The 20,375-nt window shown below is 73.1% G+C and carries 22 protein-coding genes; 6 read left to right on the top strand and 16 right to left on the bottom strand.

Annotated elements, in window-relative coordinates; translation table 11 throughout:
• Window positions 1–236 precede the first annotated feature (236 nt).
• Complete coding sequence (locus ACZ52R_RS38355; protein ID WP_360504620.1) at window positions 237–1,160, top strand: DMT family protein; 924 nt, start codon at window positions 237–239, stop codon at window positions 1,158–1,160.
• A 13-nt stretch (window positions 1,161–1,173) separates the two neighbouring features.
• Here the strand turns inward: ACZ52R_RS38355 and mutM are convergent, their stop codons facing one another.
• From mutM to ACZ52R_RS38305, 10 genes are all read right to left on the bottom strand, one after another.
• On the bottom strand, window positions 1,174–2,052 hold the full coding sequence (gene mutM / locus ACZ52R_RS38350) for a bifunctional DNA-formamidopyrimidine glycosylase/DNA-(apurinic or apyrimidinic site) lyase (protein ID WP_465622266.1): 879 nt from the start codon (window positions 2,050–2,052) through the stop codon (window positions 1,174–1,176).
• Window positions 2,053–2,102: 50 nt separating this feature from the next.
• Window positions 2,103–2,894: a ribonuclease III gene (gene rnc / locus ACZ52R_RS38345; protein ID WP_189923506.1), complete on the bottom strand. Its 792-nt coding sequence runs from the start codon at window positions 2,892–2,894 to the stop codon at window positions 2,103–2,105.
• A gap of 20 nt (window positions 2,895–2,914) precedes the next feature.
• Window positions 2,915–3,088: a 50S ribosomal protein L32 gene (gene rpmF, locus ACZ52R_RS38340; RefSeq protein ID WP_350641993.1), complete on the bottom strand. Its 174-nt coding sequence runs from the start codon at window positions 3,086–3,088 to the stop codon at window positions 2,915–2,917.
• Window positions 3,089–3,090: 2 nt separating this feature from the next.
• A complete protein-coding gene (locus ACZ52R_RS38335; RefSeq protein ID WP_360504616.1) occupies window positions 3,091–3,777 on the bottom strand; it encodes a YceD family protein in 687 nt (228 codons plus the stop codon).
• A gap of 143 nt (window positions 3,778–3,920) precedes the next feature.
• The gene (locus tag ACZ52R_RS38330) at window positions 3,921–5,096 is read right to left on the bottom strand and encodes an ATP synthase F0 subunit B (RefSeq protein ID WP_465622269.1); all 1,176 of its coding nucleotides are present in this window, start codon (window positions 5,094–5,096) and stop codon (window positions 3,921–3,923) included.
• Between the two features lie 188 nt (window positions 5,097–5,284).
• Window positions 5,285–5,776, bottom strand: a complete 492-nt coding sequence (coaD, locus tag ACZ52R_RS38325; protein ID WP_360504612.1) for a pantetheine-phosphate adenylyltransferase — start codon at window positions 5,774–5,776, stop codon at window positions 5,285–5,287.
• Window positions 5,777–5,826: 50 nt separating this feature from the next.
• Window positions 5,827–6,408, bottom strand: coding sequence for a 16S rRNA (guanine(966)-N(2))-methyltransferase RsmD (rsmD, locus tag ACZ52R_RS38320; protein WP_360504610.1), 582 nt, complete (start codon window positions 6,406–6,408; stop codon window positions 5,827–5,829).
• 210 nt (window positions 6,409–6,618) lie between these two features.
• Complete coding sequence (locus ACZ52R_RS38315) at window positions 6,619–7,152, bottom strand: hypothetical protein (RefSeq protein WP_360504608.1); 534 nt, start codon at window positions 7,150–7,152, stop codon at window positions 6,619–6,621.
• Between the two features lie 103 nt (window positions 7,153–7,255).
• A complete protein-coding gene (recG, locus tag ACZ52R_RS38310; protein ID WP_465661076.1) occupies window positions 7,256–9,472 on the bottom strand; it encodes an ATP-dependent DNA helicase RecG in 2,217 nt (738 codons plus the stop codon).
• Between the two features lie 39 nt (window positions 9,473–9,511).
• Window positions 9,512–11,143 carry a DAK2 domain-containing protein gene (locus ACZ52R_RS38305; RefSeq protein ID WP_465661078.1) on the bottom strand — a complete coding sequence of 544 codons (1,632 nt, stop codon included), beginning with the start codon at window positions 11,141–11,143 and terminating at the stop codon, window positions 9,512–9,514.
• 300 nt (window positions 11,144–11,443) lie between these two features.
• On the opposite strand from ACZ52R_RS38305, the gene rpmB reads away from it, so the two are divergent.
• Complete coding sequence (gene rpmB / locus ACZ52R_RS38300; protein WP_014138233.1) at window positions 11,444–11,629, top strand: 50S ribosomal protein L28; 186 nt, start codon at window positions 11,444–11,446, stop codon at window positions 11,627–11,629.
• A 183-nt stretch (window positions 11,630–11,812) separates the two neighbouring features.
• Here rpmB and thiD read toward each other — a convergent pair whose 3' ends face one another.
• The 3 genes from thiD to ACZ52R_RS38285 all read right to left on the bottom strand — a co-directional run bounded on the left by thiD (window position 11,813) and on the right by ACZ52R_RS38285 (window position 14,822).
• On the bottom strand, window positions 11,813–12,628 hold the full coding sequence (gene thiD, locus ACZ52R_RS38295; RefSeq protein WP_465626510.1) for a bifunctional hydroxymethylpyrimidine kinase/phosphomethylpyrimidine kinase: 816 nt from the start codon (window positions 12,626–12,628) through the stop codon (window positions 11,813–11,815).
• A 23-nt stretch (window positions 12,629–12,651) separates the two neighbouring features.
• The gene (locus ACZ52R_RS38290; RefSeq protein ID WP_465626512.1) at window positions 12,652–13,677 is read right to left on the bottom strand and encodes an ATP-dependent 6-phosphofructokinase; all 1,026 of its coding nucleotides are present in this window, start codon (window positions 13,675–13,677) and stop codon (window positions 12,652–12,654) included.
• A gap of 179 nt (window positions 13,678–13,856) precedes the next feature.
• Window positions 13,857–14,822, bottom strand: a complete 966-nt coding sequence (locus tag ACZ52R_RS38285) for a thiamine-phosphate kinase (RefSeq protein ID WP_360509545.1) — start codon at window positions 14,820–14,822, stop codon at window positions 13,857–13,859.
• Between the two features lie 209 nt (window positions 14,823–15,031).
• On the opposite strand from ACZ52R_RS38285, the gene ACZ52R_RS38280 reads away from it, so the two are divergent.
• Both ACZ52R_RS38280 and ACZ52R_RS38275 read left to right on the top strand, forming a co-directional pair.
• On the top strand, window positions 15,032–15,265 hold the full coding sequence (locus ACZ52R_RS38280) for an Lrp/AsnC family transcriptional regulator (protein WP_465626513.1): 234 nt from the start codon (window positions 15,032–15,034) through the stop codon (window positions 15,263–15,265).
• 115 nt (window positions 15,266–15,380) lie between these two features.
• On the top strand, window positions 15,381–15,899 hold the full coding sequence (locus tag ACZ52R_RS38275; RefSeq protein WP_465755054.1) for a DUF3515 family protein: 519 nt from the start codon (window positions 15,381–15,383) through the stop codon (window positions 15,897–15,899).
• Window positions 15,900–15,959: 60 nt separating this feature from the next.
• On the opposite strand, the gene ACZ52R_RS38270 is transcribed toward ACZ52R_RS38275, so the two are convergent.
• From ACZ52R_RS38270 to ACZ52R_RS38260, 3 genes are all read right to left on the bottom strand, one after another.
• A complete protein-coding gene (locus ACZ52R_RS38270; protein WP_465626517.1) occupies window positions 15,960–17,105 on the bottom strand; it encodes a D-alanine--D-alanine ligase family protein in 1,146 nt (381 codons plus the stop codon).
• Window positions 17,106–17,178: 73 nt separating this feature from the next.
• Window positions 17,179–18,183 (bottom strand): NAD(P)H-dependent glycerol-3-phosphate dehydrogenase, encoded by a 1,005-nt coding sequence (locus ACZ52R_RS38265; protein ID WP_360262030.1) that lies wholly within the window; start codon window positions 18,181–18,183, stop codon window positions 17,179–17,181.
• Window positions 18,180–19,010, bottom strand: coding sequence for a lysophospholipid acyltransferase family protein (locus ACZ52R_RS38260; RefSeq protein ID WP_465626519.1), 831 nt, complete (start codon window positions 19,008–19,010; stop codon window positions 18,180–18,182). Before ACZ52R_RS38260 ends, ACZ52R_RS38265 begins: the two co-directional genes overlap by 4 nt.
• 230 nt (window positions 19,011–19,240) lie before the next feature.
• Here ACZ52R_RS38260 and cofC point away from each other — a divergent pair, with 230 nt between their 5' ends.
• Window positions 19,241–19,933, top strand: a complete 693-nt coding sequence (gene cofC / locus ACZ52R_RS38255) for a 2-phospho-L-lactate guanylyltransferase (protein ID WP_465755053.1) — start codon at window positions 19,241–19,243, stop codon at window positions 19,931–19,933.
• 73 nt (window positions 19,934–20,006) lie between these two features.
• On the top strand, window positions 20,007–20,228 hold the full coding sequence (locus ACZ52R_RS38250; protein ID WP_030257846.1) for a hypothetical protein: 222 nt from the start codon (window positions 20,007–20,009) through the stop codon (window positions 20,226–20,228).
• Window positions 20,229–20,375: the final 147 nt, after the last annotated feature.

The raw sequence follows: 20,375 nt of genomic DNA, 5'->3' as shown, positions 1-20,375 counted from the left end.
CCCGCCGTCCGCCGGGGCCGCTCCCCTTCTCGGGGATGATGTTTCCCCCAGCCGACCCTGATGCGGGTGGCACGTGGGAACCGCAGGAGGCGCCCGGGCGTACGTCCCGGCGGGTCCGGCCCGATTCCGGGGCGCCCGAGGGGGCGTGCCGACCGTACCGCGCGAACGGGCATAGTGAGTCCCGGACCGTCGGTCCCATGACCTGTTCTTGACCCAACTCCCGATCGGAGCACTCGGTGATCATCGGCCTCGTCACCGCCGTGGCGGCATCCGCCTGCTACGGCACCGGCTCGGTCCTGCAGGCCGTCGGATCCCGCCGTTCCGCCCGGGAGGAGGCCGCCAAGGGCGCCACCACCTCGACGACCGAGCACGGCGGGCCGAGCCTGTCCTCGACCGCGAAGGCCGCCGTCACCTGGGAGTTCATCCTCGGCACGGTGCTCGACCTGATCGGCTTCGGGCTCGGCGCGCTGGCCGCGCGGCTGCTGCCGCTGTTCCTCTCCCAGACCATCATCAGCGCCAACCTGGTGATCACCGCGCTGCTCAGCATCAAGCTGCTGGGCATCCGGCTCAAGCAGCTGGAGTGGGCCTCGATCGGCGTGCTCTGCTCGGCCCTGGTGCTGCTGGCCGTCTCGGCCGGCCCGGAGGGCGGCCACCACGCGGCGATGTCCTTCCACTGGTGGCTGCTGATCATCACCATCGTGCTGCTGGCCGGCGGCAGCCTGCTGGTGCGGCGGATGGGCGCGAGCGGCGCGATCGTCGCCGGTCTGCTCTCCGGTCTCGGCTTCGGCGCCCTGGGCGTCGGCGTGCGCATCCTGAACGGCGTCGAGCCGTTCGACCTCGGCTCGCTGCTCTCCGACCCGGCGCTGTACGCGATCCTGGTCGGCGGCCTCGGCGGCATGTACATCCACACCGTGGCGCTGCAGATCGGCTCGGTGAACGGCGCGACGGCCGCGCTGGTGGTCGGCGAGACGGTGCTGCCCGGCGCGGTCGGCGTGCTCTGGCTCGGCGACTCCTCCAAGGCCGGCCTGGGCTGGCTCGGCGTGCTCGGCTTCCTGCTCGCGGTGGTGTCCGCGGTCGGGGTCGCCTACTTCGGCCAGGACACCCACGGCACGCCCGGCGACGCGGACGCCGAGCGGCCCGAACTCGCCGGCCGGAAGTAGGGCCAGGCCCGGCTCAGCCCCCGCTGCGGGCCCGCGGCACGCGCTGGCAGCGGGGGCAGAAGTAGCTGGAGCGGTTCATCCAGGCCGCCCGCCGGATCGCGGTGCCGCAGCGGCGGCAGGGCTCGTGCTCACGGCCGTAGGCGTCCAGGTCCCGGGAGAAGTAGCCGCTCTCGCCGTTCACGTTGACGTAGAGGCTGTCGAAGCTGGTGCCGCCGACGGCGAGCGCCGAGGTCATCACGTCCCGGGCGTGGGCCAGCAGGACGGCGGCCTGCGGGCGGGTCAACGTCGTCGTCGGGCGGTCGTAGTGCAGCTTGGAGCGCCACAGCGCCTCGTCGGCGTAGATGTTGCCGACGCCGCTGATCAGCGTCTGGTCGAGCAGCGCGCGCTTGACGGTGGTGCGCCTGGCGCGCAGCGCGGCCACGAAGGCCTCGTCGTCGAAGCGCGGGTCGAGCGGGTCGCGGGCGATGTGCGCGATGGAGACGGGCGTGCCCTCCGGGTCGCCGTCCTCGGCCTCCTCGACCGCCAGGCCGCCGAAGGTCCGCTGGTCGACGAAGCGCAGTTCGCGCCCGCCGTCGGCGAAGCGCAGGCGGACGCGCAGGTGCGTCTCGTCCGGCACCGACGGGTCCTGGACGAGGAGTTGGCCGCTCATCCCGAGGTGGCCGATCAGTGAGAAGCCCGCGCCGGTCCCGGACAGCGGCACCCACAGGTACTTGCCGCGCCGCTGCGCGGTGCCGAGGGTGGTGCCGGTCAGCCGGGCCGTGAAGTCGACCGCGCCGGCCGGCTGGCGGCGCACCGCGCGCGGGTGCAGCACCTGGACGTCGGCGACGGTCCGCCCGGCGACCCAGCTGGCCAGACCACGGCGGACGACCTCGACCTCGGGGAGTTCGGGCACGGGAAAACGCCTCCTGCGGAATCGATCGGCAGGAGAAGGCTACTGCGCCGTCACGCGCCGGCGGGCAGCCGGTCGGCGTACTTCTCCTTGATCGCGCGCCAGGCGCTCTCGGCGGCCTTCTGCTCGGCTTCCTTCTTCGAGCGGCCGACGCCGCTGCCGAAGTCCTCGCCGGCCACCCGGGCCGCTGCGGTGAAGGTCTTCTCGTGGTCCGGACCGGACTCCATGACCACGTACTCGGGAACCCCGATGCCCACCGACGCGGTGAGCTCCTGGAGGCTGGTCTTCCAGTCCAGTCCCGCGCCCAGCTGAGAGGACTCCTCGATCAGCGGGTCGAACAGCCGGTGGACGAACTCGGTGGCCGCGTCCAGACCCTGGTCCAGGTAGACGGCGCCGATCACGGCCTCGACGGTGTCGGCGAGGATCGACGACTTGTCACGGCCGCCGGTGCCCTCCTCGCCCTTGCCGAGCCGGATGAACGTGCCGAGCTCAAGGCCCCGGCCGACGTCCGCGAGCGCGCGGGAGTTGACCACCGCGGCGCGCAGCTTGGCGAGCGTGCCCTCCGGGACGTCCGGGTGGACGCGGTAGAGGGTGTCGGTCACCACCAGGCCCAGCACCGAGTCGCCGAGGAACTCCAGGCGCTCGTTGGTGGGCAGACCCCCGTTCTCGTACGCGTACGAGCGGTGGGTCAGGGCACGTACCAGAAGGGCGCGCTCGAGCGTGTACCCGAGGCGCCCTTCCAGGACGTCGTATTCGGTCGAAGCCGGCCCGCCGGCCTTGCCACCGCCTGAAGAGGAACCCTTCGGGGCGGCGGACGCCTTGCGGGTGGAGTTACCGTCCGACATCGATCCGTGCACCCCGCCGATCAGACCGAGAGGACCTGGCGACGGTTGTACGTGCCGCAGCTCGGGCACGCGAGGTGGCCCAGCTTCGGCTCGTGGCAGCGGTCGCACGCCACGAGGGCCGGAACGACGGCCTTCCAGTTGGACCGACGGTGGCGCGTGTTGCTGCGCGACATCTTCCGCTTCGGAACAGCCACGGCTACTTCTCCTGGTTCTCGGCGAGACCCTCACGGGTACCGCTGTTCTTAGTTCCCCGCCGCCCGTTAGCGACTTCGCCGCGGGCCTCGTCGCCGGGGGTGGCGGAGAGTCCCTGCAGTGCCGCCCACCGGGGGTCGACGGCGTCGTGGTGGTGCGCCGGGTCGTCGCTCAGGCGCGCTCCGCATTCGGAGCACAGGCCCAGGCAGTCTTCCTGGCACACCGGCTGCAACGGCAGTGCGAGCACCACCGCGTCACGCAGCACCGGCCGGAGGTCGAAGTAATCGCCCTCCAGACGGTAAGTCTCGTTCTCCGAGTCCTCTTCGAGGTCCTCGGTCCCCGTGGTCCGGGCGCGATGGCGCTCGTCGGACTCCGGGTAGTAGTACAGCTCCTGGAACTCCACGTCGATGTCGAAGTCGACGGGCTCCAGGCACCGCACGCACTCGCCCTCGACGTGGGCCTCGGCGGTGCCGGTGACCAGCACGCCCTCGACCACGGACTCCAGGCGGAGCTCCAGCTCGATCGGGCTCTTCTCCGGAACGCCGATCACATCGATGATCCCGAAGCCCTCGGGGGCCTCCAGGGTGCGGGTCACCTTGCGCATCCCACCGGCGCGACGACCCAGCTCGTGCGTGTCGAACACGAGGGGGTCGCGGTGGTCGAGGCGGTTCACGGTGTCCTGCACTTCCATGGGGATGATCGATGCGTCTCCGTCACGTCGGCGTCGCGAGGGCAAGCCGACAACCGGACATGGGGATGCCGGAGTGGTCAGACTACCGGAGTCTCCCGTCAGGCCCAACTTCGGTCCCGTCAGGAGACTCCGCGGAGGTCCGCTCAGCGGCCGCCGAGCTCCCTCAGCCTGGTCATGTCGATCATGCTGGTGTCGAAGAAGCTGGTCTCGTCCAGGCCCTGCTGCTGTTGCGGCACGGCGGGCGGCAGCGCCGGCGGCGCGGCGGGCTGCTGCGGGTAGTTGTAGCCGTCGTACGGCTGCGCGCCGTAGCCCTGCTGCTGGTAGCCGTAGCCGTCCTGCTGCTGGGCCGGGTAGCCCTGCTGCTGCTGCTGGTAGCCGCCGGCCTGCTGCTGGCCCCACTGGGTGTTGTACGGGTCGCCCTGCCCGGCCGGGTCGAAGCCGCCGCCGTACACCTCGGCGTACTGCCCGCCGGGCTGCTGGGCGGCCTCGTACCGGTCGGTCCCCTGGTCCTGCCAGCCGGCCGCGGCCGGGGCCTGCTCGGGCCAGGTCTGCTGCTGCGGGACGTCCTCGCGGTACCAGGCGATGTCCGCGCCGTCGGCGTCGCCGGCGAAGCCCGCCGCCACCGCCTCGGCCCGCTCCTTGGCCTGCTGCGCCTCGTCGGCGGCGGCCAGGTAGGCGCCCAGCTCGTCGATGGGCCGCTTGCCGAGGAGCTTGTCGCGCCCCTTGCCGACGGCCTCCAGGGTGGCGCTCAGCACGTTCTCCAGCGTGGCGAGCTTCACATCGACGTACTCGTCCACCTCGGGGCTCGGGCTGATCCGCTGCGGCCGGAACTCCTCGCCGTCGCCGTCGCCCTCGTGCTCGCTCTCGAAGACACCGGCGTCGCCGCGCAGCTTGGTGCGGCCGCGGCCGACCGCGCCGAGCGTCTTGGTCAGCACGACCTCGAAGTTGGCGAGCTTGCTGTCCACGTAGTCGTCGGCCTCGGCCCGCTTGGCCTCCACCTCGGTACGCGCCTCGGCGACAATCCGGTCCGCCTGGGACTGGGCCTGGCGGACCACCTCGGTGTCCGAGATCAGCGAGCCGCGCTCGGAGTGCGCCCCCTGGATGATCCGCTCGGCCTCGGCCTGCGCGCCTGCCACCACCTGCTCGTGGTCGGCCATCATCGACTGGGCCTGGGCGAGTTCGGCGGGCAGGGCCGCCTTGAGGTCGTTGAGCAGGCCGATCAGCTCGGCCCGGTTCACCACGCAGGAGGCCGACATCGGCATCGAGCGGGCGTTCTCGACCGCCGCCACGATCTCGTCGACCTTGTTCTGCACGTCCACGGGGGCTTCGTCTTTCCGTGTGCCGCCGACGGTCCGGCGGAGGCAGGCCCGACGCGGTGAACCTCACCGCAGGGCAGGGATACAGACTGTACGGCCACCGTGGGGCAGGGTCACAACGCCCGAACCGAACCGGCCTCCCGCCCATCGGACAAGGCGTGACGAACCGGCAGAAAAGGACAAGCTGCCGACTACTGCTCGGCCTTGCGCTCCGCGATCCGCTCGACCAGCCGGCCGTGCACCGTCTCGGGCAACAGGTGGGAGACGTCGCCGCCGTACGACGCGACCTCCTTCACCAGCGTGGAGGAGAGGAAGCTGTACGTCGGCGAGGTCGGCAGGAACAGCGTCTCGACGCCGGTCAGCCCGTGGTTCATCTGGGCCATCTGCAGCTCGTAGTCGAAGTCGCTGACGGCGCGCAGGCCCTTGACGATCGCCGGGATGCCGCGCTCCCGGCAGAAGTCCACCAGCAGGCCGAGGTGCGACTCGACCACGATGTTGCCGTACTTGGCGGTGGTCTCCTCGATGAGCTCGATCCGCTCCTCGATGGTGAACATGCCCTGCTTGTTCCGGTTGACCGCGACCGCGACATGCACCACGTCGTAGAGCTTCGAGGCCCGCTCGATGATGTCCAGGTGACCGTTGGTGATCGGGTCGAACGACCCGGGACAGACGGCTCGGCGCATGGCGTGTGTGCTCCCTCGTGGGGTGACGGCTCGTGCGGGCCCGCGGCCCGCTACTCCTGCTGGTCGGCCGCGGCGGCGGCACCGTACCAGAGCGTGCCCTCGCCGTAGCGGCGGGAGCGCAGCCCCTCGAAACCCTCGGGCCAGCCGAACTCGCCGCCACGGGTGCTGCGCTCCACGGTGACGAGTGTGTCCTCCGCGAGCCACCCCCCGGCCAGGAGTGTGATCAGCATCTCGCGGAGTTCCTCGTCCGTCACGGCGTACGGCGGATCGAGGAACACCAGGTCGTACGGGCTCGGCGGGGGCGGGCCGGCGATCACCTGCTCCGCCTTCGCGGCCCGCACCTCGGCGCCCGGCAGGCCGATCGCGCGGACGTTCTCCCGGATCACCCGGGCCGCCTGCCCGTCCGCCTCCACCAGCAGGACGTGCTCGGCGCCGCGCGACAGCGCCTCCAGCCCGACCGCGCCCGATCCGCCGAACAGGTCCAGCATCCGGACCCCGTGCAGGGTGCCGCGCAGCGCCTCCAGGGTGGAGAACATCGCCTCGCGGGCCTTGTCGGAGGTCGGTCGGGTGCCCCGGCCGGGCGGTACGGCCAGTCGGCGGCCGCCGGCCGCCCCGGCGATCACGCGGGTCATGGTGGTGGAAGGTCCTTTCGTCGCTGCCCGACCACGCTATCCCGCCCCGAGCCGAAGGGGCGCGCCGGTGCCGAAAGGGAGAAGCGAGCGAGCGAGGCGCGAGCGAGGGAACGCCGACCGTCGGCACCGGACCCGAGCGCCCCGGAGGCGAGCGGGCGAGTCACAGCCGGGGCCCCACCGACGCGTCGGTGGGGCCCCGGGGTCAGCGCATCAGCTCGCGTCCGCCGCCGCGCCCTGGGCCGGGACGGCCGCGCCGAGCAGCGCCGGCGAGGCGTAGCGGGACCAGGACAGGCAGCCGTCGGGCGGGCAGAACTCGGGGCGGCGCGGATCGTGCCCGAGCTCGCGCAGCTTGGTCCGGACGGAGTCGGGCGTACGGCCGAAGCGGGCGGCGATCCGGGCTATGGTCTCGCCGTCGTGGAAGCGCCGGACCAGCTCCTCCTCGTGCTGCGGCACCCAGGGGGCGCCGTGGCCGGGGTACAGCTCGCGCAGCACGTCGCGGTCGGGGATGGGCTCGGAGACGTCGGCGACGATCGCCAGCGCCCGGAGCGCGCGGTTGAGCGCGATCCGCAGCGAGGCGACGTCCTCGACCGGCAGGCGGAGCTTGCCCGAGGCGAGCGGCGTGGCGGCCGCCCCCTCGCGCCAGCCGGTCAGGGTGAGGGTGACCTCGCGGTCGTCGTCGCTGGCGAGTTCGATCCGGAAGACCTTGTCGCCGAGCGGGAGCTCGTTGAGATGACGGAATGCCATGGCAGGACCCCCAAGTGTCGCGCCAGGTACGCACCTTGGGGGTGCGCCCTGAACAACTACATTCTCTCGCGGGGGTCTGACAATCCAGGGGCCCGGCCGGCCCTCAGCCCTTCTCCATGTAGGCCGCGCGGTCCTCGTCGATCAGGCTCTCCAGCGCGGTCCGCAGCTCCGGGTGGGCGGCCAGCTCCGGGTCCGCGGCGACCAGCCGGGTGGCCTCCGTCCGGGCGGTGAGGATGACCTCCTCGTCCTCCAGCACCGAGAGCACCTTCAGCGAGGACTTCACCCCGGACTGGGCCTGGCCCAGCACATCGCCCTCCCGGCGCTGTTCGAGGTCGATCCGGGACAGCTCGAAGCCGTCCAGGGTGCCCGCCACCGCGTCCAGCCGGGCCCGGGCGGGGCTGGCCGCCGGCATGTCGCTGACCAGCAGGCACAGGCCGGCCGCGCTGCCGCGCCCGACCCGGCCGCGCAGCTGGTGCAGCTGGGAGACGCCGAAGCGGTCGGCGTCCATGATGACCATCGCGGTGGAGTTGGGGACGTTGACGCCGACCTCGATGACCGTGGTGGCGACCAGGACGTCCACCTCGCCGGCCGCGAACCGGCGCATCACGTCGTCCTTGGCCTCCGGTGCGAGCCGGCCGTGCAGGATCTCCACCCGCAGCCCGGCCAGCGGGCCCTTCACCAGCATCTCGGTGGTCTCGATCACGGAGAGCGGGGGCCGCCGCTCGTCGCTCCCGGCGCCCACGTCCTCCAGGTCGTCCTCGGCGGCGGAGGCCTGGCGCTTCTTCTTCGTCTTCGGGTCGGCGGGCTCCTCGTCCCCGATCCGGGGGCAGACCACGTACGCCTGGTGGCCCTTGGCCACCTCCTCGCGGACCCGCTCCCAGGCCCGGGCCAGGAAGTTGGGCTTCTCCAGCGCCGGGACGACGTGGGTGGAGATCGGCGAGCGGCCGGCCGGCAGCTGGTCCAGGACGGAGGTCTCCAGGTCCCCGAAGACGGTCATCGCGACGGTGCGCGGGATCGGGGTGGCGGTCATCACCAGCAGGTGCGGCGGCTGCTCGCCCTTGGCGCGCAGCGCGTCCCGCTGTTCGACGCCGAAGCGGTGCTGCTCGTCGACCACGACCAGGCCGAGGTCCTGGAACCGGACCTTGTCCTCGATCAGCGCGTGGGTGCCGATGGCGATCCCGGCGTCCCCGCAGGCCATGTCCAGCAGCGCCTGGCGGCGGGCGGGCACGCCCATCGAGCCGGTCAGCAGCACCACCCGGGTGCCGAGGTCCGAGCCGCCGAGCATCCCGCCCTCGGCCAGGTCCCCCATCATCTCGACGATCGAGCGGTGGTGCTGCTGCGCGAGCACCTCGGTGGGCGCCAGCAGGACGGCCTGGCCGCCCGCGTCCACCACGGCGAGCATGGCGCGCAGCGCGACCAGGGTCTTGCCGGAGCCGACCTCGCCCTGGAGCAGCCGGTGCATCGGGTGCTCGGTCGCCAGGTCTGCGGCGATCTCGGCGGAGACCTTCTCCTGGCCCTCGGTGAGGGTGAACGGCAGCCGGGCGTCGAAGGCGTCCAGCAGGCCGCCCGCGCGGGCCTTTCGCGGCTTGGCGGGCAGCGCGGAATCGGCGGCCCGGCGCTGGGCCAGGGCGACCTGGAGGACGAAGGCCTCGTCCCAGCGCAGCCGGCTCTGGGCGCGCTCGCGGTCGGCCTGGCCGCGCGGGCGGTGGACCAGCTCCAGCGCCTCGGGCAGCGGGATCAGGTCGTGCCGCTCGCGCAGTTCGGCGGGCAGCGGTTCGCCGACGTCGCCGAGGTGTTTGGTGAGGGCCGTCTCGACGCAGATCGACAGCTTCCAGCTGGGCATCTGCGCGCTGGCGCCGTACACCGGGATGAGCCGCCCGGCGAACTGCTGCGCGGCGTCCGACCCCGCTTCCTCGTCGAGGAGTTGGTAGTCGGGCGACACCAGCTGGCGGGTGCGGTTGAAGACGCCGACCTTGCCCGCGAACAGGCCCTGGGCGCCGGCCTTGAGGTCCTTCTGTCGCCAGCCCTGGTTGAAGAAGACCAGCGAGAGCCGGCTGCGGCCGTCGGTGACGACGACCTCCAGACGGTCGCCCTTGCGGCCGCGGAACGGGATCAGGGTGACCTTCTCGATCCGGGCCAGCACGGTGACGTGCTCGTCGACCTCCAGCTCGTCCAGGCTGGTGAGCTGGCCGCGCTCGACGTAGCGGCGCGGGTAGTGGTGCAGCAGGTCCCCGACCGTGCGCAGCTTGAGGCTGTCGGCGAGCACCTTCGCGGTGCGGTCGCCGACGAGCTTGGTCAGTGGTTCATCGAGAGCGCCCATCACGGCCCTGTTTACACCACGGGACGGACAGAGCGGCGGCTACTCGACCCCGATGAGCAGCGGCGCCGACTCCTGCCCGCCGTGGAAGACCACCGCGTCCACCTCGGGCCGCCGGTGCCGCACGTGCGCGACCAGCCGTTCGGCGAGCGCCTCGTCGGTGCCCTCGCCGAGGATCAGGGTGACGAGTTCGCCGCCCGCGCCGAGCATCCGGTCCAGCACGCTCCCGCCGACCTCCTCCAGTCCGGTGCCGATCACCGCGACGTCGCCGTCGATCAGCCCGAGCACGTCCCCGGCCTGGCAGACCCCGGCCATCGTCCAGGACTCCCCCTCGGCGACGGCGAGTTCGGCGTACCGGGTGGCCCCGGCGGCGGAGGTCATGGCGACCACGTCCTCGTCGAAGCGGCGGCCGCCCTCGTGCACCGCGAGCGCCGCCAGGCCCTGCACCGGCGATCGGGTGGGCAGGACGGCGATCCGGACGCCCTCCTCGCGCAGCTGGTCGGCGGCGGCCCCGGCGGCGGCGCGCAGTTCCGGGTCGTTGAGCAGCAGGACGACCTCGCGGGCGGCCGAGCGGCGCACGGCGGCCGCGAGTTCGGCGCTGGCCGGCGGGCGGTCCGGGTCGGCGTGCAGGACGACGGCGCCCGCCTGCTCGCAGAGGTCGGCCAGGCCCTCGCCGGAGACCACCGAGAGCACCGCGCGGGCCCGTTCCTCGCGCTCGCCGCGCTCGGCGGCGCTGCCGGCCCGGGCGGCGGCCTCGGCGAAGTGCGTGATCCGGATCTGGTGCGGTCGCCCGGCCCCGACCCCGGCCTCCACGGCGGCGCCCGCGTCGTCGACGTGGACGTGCACGTTCCACAGGCCGTCGCCGCCGCCGATCACCAGCGAGTCGCCGAGCCCGGCGAGCCGCTCGCGCAGCGCGGGCAGCGCCTCGTCGGGGGCGTCCAGCAGGTAGATGACCTCGAAGGCGGGGTGCCCGGGCCCGGGCGGCCGCACGTGCACCTCGCAGCTCTCGACGGCCCGGACGTCCCCGCGCAGCGCGACCGGCCCCATCGGCTGCTGCCCGGCCACGGCGTCGGCGAGCGCGCCGAGGACGGCCACCAGGCCGCGCCCGCCGGCGTCCACGACGCCGTTCTCGGCCAGTACGGCGAGCTGCTCGGGGGTGTGCCGCAGCGCGTCCCGGGCGGCCCGGTATGCGGTGTCGGCGACCTGGGCGAGCCCGTCCCCGGCCCGGACGGCCTCCCGGGCGGCGACCCGGGCGACGGTCAGCAGCGTGCCCTCGACGGGCTCCGCGACGGCCTGGTAGGCGGAGTCGGCGGCCCGCTGCAGGGCGGCCCGCAGGTGTTCGGCGCCGCCGCCCTCGGCCAGCGTCTCGGCGGTGCCGCGCAGCCACTGGGCGAGGATCACGCCGGAGTTGCCCCGGGCGCCGACCAGCGCGCCGCGGGCCATCGCGCGGACCGCGTCGGCCAGGCCGGGGGCCGGCTCGGCGGCGGGGTCGGCGAAGCGGCTCTCCACCTCGGCGGCGGCGGACTCGACGGTCAGGTAGAGGTTGGTACCGGTGTCGCCGTCCGGGACCGGGTAGACGTTGAGCGCGTCGATCTCCTCGCGGGCCTGGCCGAGGGCGCGCAGGGCGAGCTGACACCAGGTGCGCACGGCCGGGGCGTCGAGCGTGTGCAGCACCAGGTCTCCTCCGGATGGGACGCCGCGACGGCCTGTGGGGCGGCAACACCTTCAGGGCAGCGGCGAGGGGTGATACCGGCAGGTTATCGGGGGGCGGGGAGGGCCGTTCGGACCGGCGACCGGAGCGATCACTCGGCCGGTCATGGTAGTTTCGTGGGACGGAAGCAAGCGATGTATGCTCTTCCGGTTGCCTGGAACCGTCCAGGCTCACCCCCTTGTCCGGCCCGGTTCACGCGAGTGTTTCCGGTGGGTGAGTGGGGTTTTCGAAAGTATCTGATCTGAAGTCTTGGAGTGACTCCTGTGGCTGCCAACTGCGACGTCTGCGGCAAGGGGCCGGGCTTCGGCAACAGCATCTCCCACTCTCACCGCCGTACCCCCCGTCGTTGGAACCCCAACATCCAGACGGTGCGCGCTGTGATTGGGCGGACGCCGAAGCGGCTCAACGTCTGCACCTCGTGCATCAAGGCCGGTAAGGTCTCGCGCTGACGCGCAGACCGGCATGCCGGTCCTCCAGTGAGCCGGTTCATCCTCGGATGGACCGGCTTCACTGTTTTCGCGGCCGGCTACGCCGCTTTCCGGTCTCACCGGTGGTGGGCGGGCTCCCCTGGGGCCCCCCCCACCACTGCTTTTCCCGGACCTCTCGGCTCGGCGCCGGTCCTCCCGGACCCCTCAGCGCCAGCGCCAGGCGTGGTCGACCGGCCCGATCCCGGCGCCCAGCGCGAAACCCCCGGCGATCGCGCCGGTGATGTACTCCTTGGCCGAGCCCACCGCCTCCGGCAGCGCCTCGCCCTTGGCCAGGCCGGCCGCGATCGAGCTGGCCAGGGTGCAGCCGGTGCCGTGGGTGTGCCGGTTGTCGTAGCGCGGCGCCCGGTACCAGTGCGCCTCCCCCGGCCCGCCGTACAGCAGGTCGGCGGCCTCGCCCTCCAGGTGGCCACCCTTGACCAGCACCCAGCGCGGCCCGAGGTCGAGCAGCGCCTTGGCGGCGTCCAGCATCTGCCCCTCGTTCTCGACGGTCCGGCCGGTGAGCTGCGTCACCTCGTGCAGGTTGGGGGTGGCCAGGGTGGCGACCGGCAGCAGCTTCTCGCGGAGGGTGCCGACGGCCTCGGCGACCAGCAGCGCGTCCCCGTGCTTGGAGACGCCGACCGGGTCGACCACCACCGGGGCGTCCACCCCGGCCAGCAGCCCGGCGACGGTCTCGACCAGCTCGACCGAGGCGAGCATGCCGGTCTTCACGGCCTGCACCCCGATGTCGTCCACCACGCTGCGGAACTGCGCCCGGACGGCTTCGGCGGGCAGTTCCCAGTAACCCTGGACGCCGAGCGAGTTCTGCGCGGTGACGGCGGTGATCACGCTCATGCCGTGGACGCCGAGGGCGAGCATCGCCTTGAGGTCGGCCTGGATGCCGGCGCCGCCACCGGAGTCGGAACCGGCGATCGTGAGCACGCGGGGAGGGGCCACGCGGGGAGGATGGGCAGTCGAAACCATGAGGTCAACCTACCCCTGACGGTTCACAGCACGGCTTCGGACTCCGCCCAGCGGTCCGGCGGCACCGTCTTCAGCCGGGTCACCGCGTCGCCGATCGGCAGCAGCTCGATCCCGGTCCGGCGCAGCGCGGTGAAGTGCCCGAACGCGCCCTGGTGGACGGCCTCCACCGCGTGCCAGCCGAAGCGGGTGGCGAGCACCCGGTCCCGGGCGGTCGGGGTGCCGCCGCGCTGGGTGTGGCCGAGGATGACCGGGCGGGCCTCCTTGCCGAGCAGGTTCTCCAGCTCGTGGGCGAGCCGGTTGCCGATTCCGCCGAAGGTCCGGTGGCCGTACTGGTCGACCTCGCCGTGGTCGAAGCGCATGGTGCCGGGCATCGGCGTGGCGCCCTCGGCGACGGCGATGATGGCGAACTTCTTGCCGCGGGCGAAGCGGTCCTCGACCATCCGGGCCAACGCCTCGATGTCGAAGGGCTTCTCCGGGATCAGGATGCCGTGCGCACCGCCGGCCATGCCCGCGGTGAGGGTGATCCAGCCGGTGTGACGCCCCATCAACTCGACCACCATGACCCGCTGGTGGGACTCGGCGGTGGTCTTCAGCCGGTCGATCGCCTCGGTGGCGACGTGCACGGCGGTGTCGAAGCCGAAGGTGACGTCGGTGGCCTCGATGTCGTTGTCGATGGTCTTCGGCACCCCGACCACCGGCAGTCCGGCGTCGCTGAACTGCTGGGCGGCGGTCAGCGTCCCCTCGCCGCCGATCGCGATCAGCGCGTCGATGCCGATCTCCCGGGCCAGCACCTTCGCGTTCTCCACCGCCCAGGCGATCCGGTCGCGCCGCACCCGGGCCGAGCCCAGGATGGTGCCGCCGAGGGTGAGCAGGCCGGTGACGTCGTCGTGCGAGACCGTCCTGGTGCGGCTCTCGATCAGGCCGAGGAAGCCGTCCAGGATGCCGACGATCTCGTCGCCGTGGACGTCCGTGCCGCGATGGACCACCGAGCGGATCACCGCGTTGAGGCCGGGGCAGTCGCCGCCGCTGGTCAGTACACCGATGCGCATGTCAGCTGTGCTCCCGCTCGCAGGGTTCGGGCCGCCCGCGCCGGACGGAGTGCGTGAGTGGCGGGCGGGCTCGGATGCCGCAAGCCTACGCAAAACGCACCCTCGAAGCCCGTCCGCCGCACGCCCGGTCCGTCATGCGTCGCCGCGGCGTCCAGGGCCCATCGGCCGTACTCCGTAGGCTATTCGGCGAAGTGGTCCCAGCCGCCGACCCGGTCCCAGGGCGCGCCGTCCACCGTGACCCGGCCGCTGCGGCTGCCCGTCGGGCGCCCGGTCACCTCGCCCACCACCCGCCAGCGGGCCGGGAGTTGGATGCCGCGCGGGAAGGTCGCGACGATCGCGTGGTCCTCGCCGCCGGAGAGCACCCAGACCAGCGGGTCCACCCCGACCGCCTGGCCGATGTCCGCCATCTGCGCCGGGACGTCGAAGTCCGCGGCCTTCAGGTCGATGTCCACCTCGCTGGCCCGGGCCACGTGGCCGAGGTCGGCGACCAGCCCGTCGCTCACGTCGATCATCGAGGTCGCGCCCAACTCGGCCCCCGCCGGGCCCGCGTGGTACGGGGGCTCGGGCCGGCGGTGCGCCTCGACAAAGGCGCGCGGGGAGCGGAAGCCGCGCTGCAGCACGGTCAGCCCGGCGGCCGACCAGCCCAGCCAGCCGGTCACCGCGACCACGTCGCCGACCTGCGCACCGGCGCGCGTCACCGCCGCACGCCCCTGCAAGTCCCCGAGCGCCGTGATGGCCAGCGTGACGGTGTCGCCGCGCACCACGTCACCGCCGACCACCGTCGCCCCGGCGACCTGGCACTCGTCGCGCAGCCCGTCCATCAGCTCGGTCGCCCACGTGGTGGGCAGGTCGGCGGGGGCGACCAGGCCGAGCAGTATCGCGGTCGGCACCGCCCCCATCGCGGCCACGTCGGCGAGGTTCTGGGCGGCGGCCTTGCGGCCCACGTCGTAGGCGGTGGACCAGTCCCGGCGGAAGTGCCGGTGCTCGATCAGGACGTCCGTGGTCGCCACCACCCGACCGTCCGGAGCCCGCACCACCGCGGCGTCGTCTCCCGGGCCGAGGTCGACCGCGTCGGTGAGCGGTACCCGGGCGGTCAGCTCCCTGATGAGGCCGAACTCGCCGAGCTCGCCCACGGTCCCCTGCATCTGCCGTCCTCTCGCGTTTTCATCCGATCCGGTCCCCGTCGCGCTCCCCCGCGCGCAGCGTACGCCCTTCGGGGGTGCAGAAGTCTCCCCTCCCCGGCCCGCTGCGCGGTAGCGTGGTGATCAGACTGCCGGTGAGCCCGTTTCCACCCCCCGACGCCTGACCGGGCGATCACGGCGGCGATCCCCGTAACCGGCCGCCGGAGGTCCCCGTGGTACAGGCATACATCCTGATCCAGACCGAAGTAGGGAAGGCCACCGCGGTGGCCGAGCTGATCACCAAGATCCCCGGCGTACTCACCGCCGAGGACGTCACCGGCCCCTACGACGTGATCGTCAAAGCCGAGGCCGAGACGGTGGACGACCTGGGCCGCATGGTGGTGGCCGAGGTCCAGAAGGTCGACGGCATCACCCGCACCCTCACCTGCCCCGTGGTCCACCTCTGAGGCCCGGCTCCCGGTAGCGCCCGGCCTCGGTAGCGCCCGGCCTCGGTAGCGCCCGGCTTCGGTCGGGCCCCACTGTCACCGAGGCCCGGTTCCGAGGCCCGGCTACCATCGGCGGGTGGCCAGAGAACTCCGCGTCCCCGAGGCGCTGACCGCCCTGCCGGCGCCGATCCGCTGGCTGGCCGTGCCCGTCGCGCTGACCTGCACGGTCGTCGTGCTGGTCGGCAGCTGGGGGTCGGACGACCGGAAGATCGAAGTCCCGCACCCGAGCGGCAAGGCGGCCGACTACTGCCGGGCCCTGGCCGCCGCGCTGCCGCAGGAGCTGCTCGGGCACGCCCGCAAGGACCCGTCGCCCGCCTCGCCGTACGTGGCCGTCTGGGACAGCTCGCCCCGGACGGTCCTGCGCTGCGGCGTCGACCGGCCGGAGGAGCTGGACGGGGAGCACGCCAAGGACCTGTCCCCGACCGTCGACGACCTCACCTGGTGGTCCCAGAAGCTGGACGACGGGAGCTACCGCTTCGTGGCGACGATGCGCGCGGCCTACGTCGAGGTGGTCGCACCGCCCGGCGTCTACGGCAGCCCGCTGGACCCGGCGGCCGCGCTCACCCCGCTGGTCAAGGCCAACATCCCCGGCTGAACCGGACGTACCGAGGGCGGACCGGGAGCTTCCCGGCCCGCCCTCCGCCGTACGGACCGGCTAGCGCAGCCCGGTCGAGCGCCGCAGCGCCGTCTGCAGCAGCCGGTCGATCAGCTCCGGGTACGAGACCCCGCTGGCCTCCCACATCTTCGGGTAGGCCGAGATCGGGGTGAAGCCGGGCATGGTGTTGACCTCGTTGATCATCCAGGTGCCGTCCTCCAGCAGGAAGAAGTCCACCCGGGCGAGGCCCTCGCAGCCGAGCGCCTCGAAGGCCTCGATCGCCTGGCGCTGGATCTCGGCGAGCTCCTCGGCGGTGAGCTTCGCCGGGATCTGCACGTCCGAGGAGTCGATGTACTTGGCCTCGAAGTCGTAGAAGTCGAAGCCGTCGCCGACCAGGATCTCGCCGGCCACGCTGGCCCGCGGGCCGTCCTCGAACTCCAGCACGCCGCACTCGATCTCGCGGCCGGTCACGCCCGCCTCGATGATCAGCTTGGGGTCGTGCCGACGGGCCTCCTCGATCGCGGCGTCGAGGTCGGCCAGGTCCTTCACCTTGGTGATGCCGATGCTGGAGCCGGCCCGGCAGGGCTTCACGAACAGCGGCAGGCCCAGCTCGGCGGCCCGCTCGCGCACCGCGGCGCGGCCCGCCTCGGTCTCCCAGTCGCGCGGGCGCACGATGGTGTAGCGGCCGACGCCCAGGCCGTGCGAGGCCAGGATCCGCTTGGCGAACTCCTTGTCCATGCCGGCCGCGCTGGCCAGCACGCCGTTGCCGACGTAGGGGACGCCGGAGAGCTCCAGCAGGCCCTGCAGGGTGCCGTCCTCGCCCCACGGGCCGTGCAGCAGCGGGAACACCACGTCGACCTCGCCGAGGGCCTTGGGGGCGCTCCCCGGCTCGCTCAGCAGCACCTCCCGGTTGCCCGGGGCGACCGGCAGCGCGACCTGCGCGTCGACGGACTCGGCGACGTGCGCCACGTCCGGCAGCCGGCCGTCGGTGATGGCCATCCGGGCCGGCTCGTCGCTGGTCAGCGCCCAGCGGCCCTCGTGGGTGATGCCGATCGGCAGCACGTCGTACTTGTCGCGGTCGATCGACCTGAGCACACTGCCCGCGGTGGAGACCGAGATGGCGTGCTCGGAGCTGCGCCCGCCGAAGACCAGCGCGACGCGCGGCTTCGGGGCGGACGGGTTCGGGGAGGACTGTTCGATGCTCATATCGGGTTTGAGACTACCGTGCGACGTGTTTCCGGGACGTCAACCGCCCCGGCGACCACGCCTTCCCTGGCCGTCAGCGCCGCCGCTCCGCCTTCGCCGAGCGCGACATCAGCGTCTGCAGCGCCTCCTGGGTCGGCCGTCCGTTGTGCACGACGTCCACCACGGCCTCGACGATCGGCATGTCGACGCCGTTGCGCCGGGCCAGGTCCAGCACCGACTCGCAGGACTTGACGCCCTCGGCGGTCTGGCGGGTCGCCGCGATGGTCTCGGCGAGCGACATGCCCCGGCCCAGGTTCATGCCGAAGGTGTTGTTGCGGGACAGCGGCGAGGAGCAGGTGGCGACCAGGTCGCCCATCCCGGCGAGCCCCGCGAAGGTGTGCGGGTCGGCCCCGAGCACCTCGCCGAGCCGGGTGGTCTCGGCCAGCCCGCGGGTGATCAGCGTCGCCTTGGTGTTGTCGCCGAGCCCCATCCCGGCCGCCATGCCGACCGCCAGGCCGATCACGTTCTTGACCGCGCCGCCGAGTTCGCAGCCCACCACGTCGGTGTTGGTGTACGGCCGGAAGTACGGCGTGTGGCAGGCCGCCTGGAGCCGCTTGGCGACCGCCTCGTCGGAGCAGGCGACGACGCTGGCCGCGGGCTGCCGATTGGCGATCTCCTTGGCCAGGTTGGGCCCGCTGACCACCGCGACGCGCTCCGGGCCGACCTTGGTGACCTCGTCGATCACCTCGCTCATCCGCTTGGCGGTGCCGAGTTCGATGCCCTTCATCAGGCTCACCAGGACGGTCTGCGGCTCGATCAGCGGCGTCCAGGCGGCCAGGTTGTCGCGCAGCGTCTGCGAGGGCACCACCAGCACCGCGAAGTCGGCGCCGGCCAGCGCCTCGGCGGCGTCGGTGGTGGCCCGCACCGTGTCGGGCAGCCGGACGCCCGGCAGGTAGTCCGGGTTCTCGTGCGTGGAGTTGACGGCGTCCACCAGCTCCTGGCGGCGGGCCCACAGCACGACCTCGCAGCCCGCGTCGGCGAGCACCATCGCGAACGCGGTGCCCCAGGAGCCGGTCCCCATCACGGCGCAGCGGGTCACTTGCCGGCCTCCTCGACGCCCGTGCCCGGCGCGCCCTTGGCGCGCCGGCGCTCGGCCAGCGCCGTCGCGGCGCGCTCCCGGGCGGCCTTGCGCATGTCGTAGCGCTCGGCGGGCGGCTCCTCCTCGCGGACCTCGGCCAGCACGGCGGTGATCGCCGTCATGATGTCCTCGGTCGCGTCGGTGAGCACCTGGGTGGTGAGCTCCTGGCCCTGGTACTTGCTCAGGTCCACCGCCGGACCGGCCGCGACGGTCACCCTGTGGCGCGGGAAGAGGTTGAACTTGCCCTTCCCGAAACCGGGCCGGCCGTACGGCGGGATGATCTCGTGCGCGCCCCAGTGGGCGACCGGGATGACGGGCGCGCCCGTCATCAGCGCGACCCGGGCGACGCCGCTCTTGCCGGTCATCGGCCACAGGTCCGGATCCCGGGTGAGCGTTCCCTCCGGATAGAACTGGACGCACTGGCCGCTGTTGACGGCGTCGATCGCGGCCCGGAACGCCTGCGCGGCGTCGGTCGACTCACGGAACACCGGAATTTGGCCGGTCTTGCGCAACATGAATCCGATGAAGGGAATCGAGAACAGCGAGGACTTGCCGAGAATGCGCGGCGGGCGACCGCTGTTGTACTGCCAGTGCGCGTAGATCACCGGGTCGATGATCGAATTGTGGTTCACCGCGGCGATGAAGCCGCCTTCCTTCGGAAGGTGCTCCCAGCCCCGCCAGTCGGGCTTCACCAGGGCGGTCGTCACCGGCTTCACCAGCACGGCCGCGAAGCGGTACCAGATGCCGTAGTCGGCGTTGCCGAACTTGGCGTACGAGCGGCGGGCCACCCCAGCTCCTTCTCATCCGATGCGGCACCCGGAGTGCCGCGGTCATGGCCTCCCGGTGCCGTGCACCGGTGCCAGCGGTGCCCGGGCCACGGGCGCGGAACAGTGTCGCCCGCCCGCTCACCGGCTGTCGAGCGGGCGCGCCAACCCGCCGGGCGGGCGTGATCAAACGCACGTCCGCACAGTTCGGACGGCCTGGCGAGGGCTCCGGGACCGGCGACACAATGACGCCGATGACCCAGGACACCGTACGCCCCAGCGGCCCCGCCGCGCCCGCCGCGCCCGCCGCACCCAGCGCCGGCTGGTCGCTGGTGCTTCCGCTCAAGCCGCTCGCGCTGGCGAAGAGCAGACTCGCCCCGTACGCCGGGCCGCACCGGGCCGACCTGGCGATGTCCTTCGCGCTCGACACCGTCACCGCCGCGCTGGCCACCCCGGGCGTCGGCCGCGTCCTGGTGGTCACCCGCGACGCCGAGGCCGGTGTCCGACTGGCCGCGCTGGGCGCGCTGGTGGTCGCCGACGAGCCCGGCGGCGGCCTCAACCGGGCGCTGGCGCACGGCGCGTCGACCGCCCTGGCGCTCGCCCCGGCGGCGCCACTGGCCGCCCTCTCGGCGGACCTGCCGGCCCTGCGTCCGGCCGAACTGGCCCGGGTGTTGGGCGCGGTGCCGCCGGACGGCCGGGCCTTCCTGCCGGACTCCCCCGGCCTCGGCACCACCCTGCTCGCCTGCGCCCCCGGCCGTCCGCTCTCCCCCGCCTTCGGGGACGGCTCGCGGGCCCGGCACGCGGCCGGCGGGGCGCTCGAACTGCGCCTCCCGGACGTGGAGTCGGTGCGCCGGGACGTCGACACCGGTGCCGACCTCGGCGAGGCCGCTGCGCTCGGCCTCGGCCCGCACACCGGTGCGCTGTTCGCCCGGCTGAGCCTGTCCTGACCCCGGCTCGGGGCTGTGCCCGGTCCCGGGCCGGGTCCCGGGGGTGTGCCGACCCGCTCGCTATGCTGCTGACATGCAGGCCACCGCGTTCACCTTCGACCCCGCTACCCGGGCCGGCTCCGTGCTGCTCGACGACGGGACCCCGGTGCCGTTCGACGCGGCCGCCTTCGACGCCGGCGGCCTGCGGCTGCTGCGGCCCGGCCAGCGGGTGCGGATCCGCACCGAGGGCACCGGCGAGGCCCGCCGGGTGGTCTTCGTGACGCTGCAGACCTTCCCCGACCCCGCCGAGGGCTGAGCCCTCGCGGGGCGGCTGCCCGCAGGCCTCCTCCGACCACGGACCATCCGTTCCCCGGGCACGCCGTCGAATCCTGACTAAGCGCCCGGAAATCGGAAGAGCCGCGGCGACCGGTCTCCGCGAATTCACGGAAGGGGTGCCGCGGCT

Source organism: Kitasatospora sp. NPDC034023, assembly GCF_055575795.1.
Note: the sequence above shows the minus strand (reverse complement) of the source record. Positions and strands in the feature narration are given on the sequence as shown.

What these genes read in the sequence shown, in the direction of transcription:
- rnc (WP_189923506.1), bottom strand. Translation starts at nt 2,894, where the DNA reads ATGTCGGACGGTAACTCCACCCGCAAGGCGTCCGCCGCCCCGAAGGGT.
- thiD (WP_465626510.1), bottom strand. Translation starts at nt 12,628, where the DNA reads ATGGTTTCGACTGCCCATCCTCCCCGCGTGGCCCCTCCCCGCGTGCTC.
- ACZ52R_RS38285 (WP_360509545.1), bottom strand. Translation starts at nt 14,822, where the DNA reads ATGCAGGGGACCGTGGGCGAGCTCGGCGAGTTCGGCCTCATCAGGGAG.
- ACZ52R_RS38315 (WP_360504608.1), bottom strand. Translation starts at nt 7,152, where the DNA reads ATGGCATTCCGTCATCTCAACGAGCTCCCGCTCGGCGACAAGGTCTTC.
- ACZ52R_RS38250 (WP_030257846.1), top strand. Translation starts at nt 20,007, where the DNA reads ATGCAGGCCACCGCGTTCACCTTCGACCCCGCTACCCGGGCCGGCTCC.
- coaD (WP_360504612.1), bottom strand. Translation starts at nt 5,776, where the DNA reads ATGCGCCGAGCCGTCTGTCCCGGGTCGTTCGACCCGATCACCAACGGT.
- cofC (WP_465755053.1), top strand. Translation starts at nt 19,241, where the DNA reads ATGACCCAGGACACCGTACGCCCCAGCGGCCCCGCCGCGCCCGCCGCG.
- ACZ52R_RS38290 (WP_465626512.1), bottom strand. Translation starts at nt 13,677, where the DNA reads ATGCGCATCGGTGTACTGACCAGCGGCGGCGACTGCCCCGGCCTCAAC.
- rsmD (WP_360504610.1), bottom strand. Translation starts at nt 6,408, where the DNA reads ATGACCCGCGTGATCGCCGGGGCGGCCGGCGGCCGCCGACTGGCCGTA.
- ACZ52R_RS38335 (WP_360504616.1), bottom strand. Translation starts at nt 3,777, where the DNA reads ATGGAAGTGCAGGACACCGTGAACCGCCTCGACCACCGCGACCCCCTC.
- recG (WP_465661076.1), bottom strand. Translation starts at nt 9,472, where the DNA reads ATGGGCGCTCTCGATGAACCACTGACCAAGCTCGTCGGCGACCGCACC.
- ACZ52R_RS38270 (WP_465626517.1), bottom strand. Translation starts at nt 17,105, where the DNA reads ATGAGCATCGAACAGTCCTCCCCGAACCCGTCCGCCCCGAAGCCGCGC.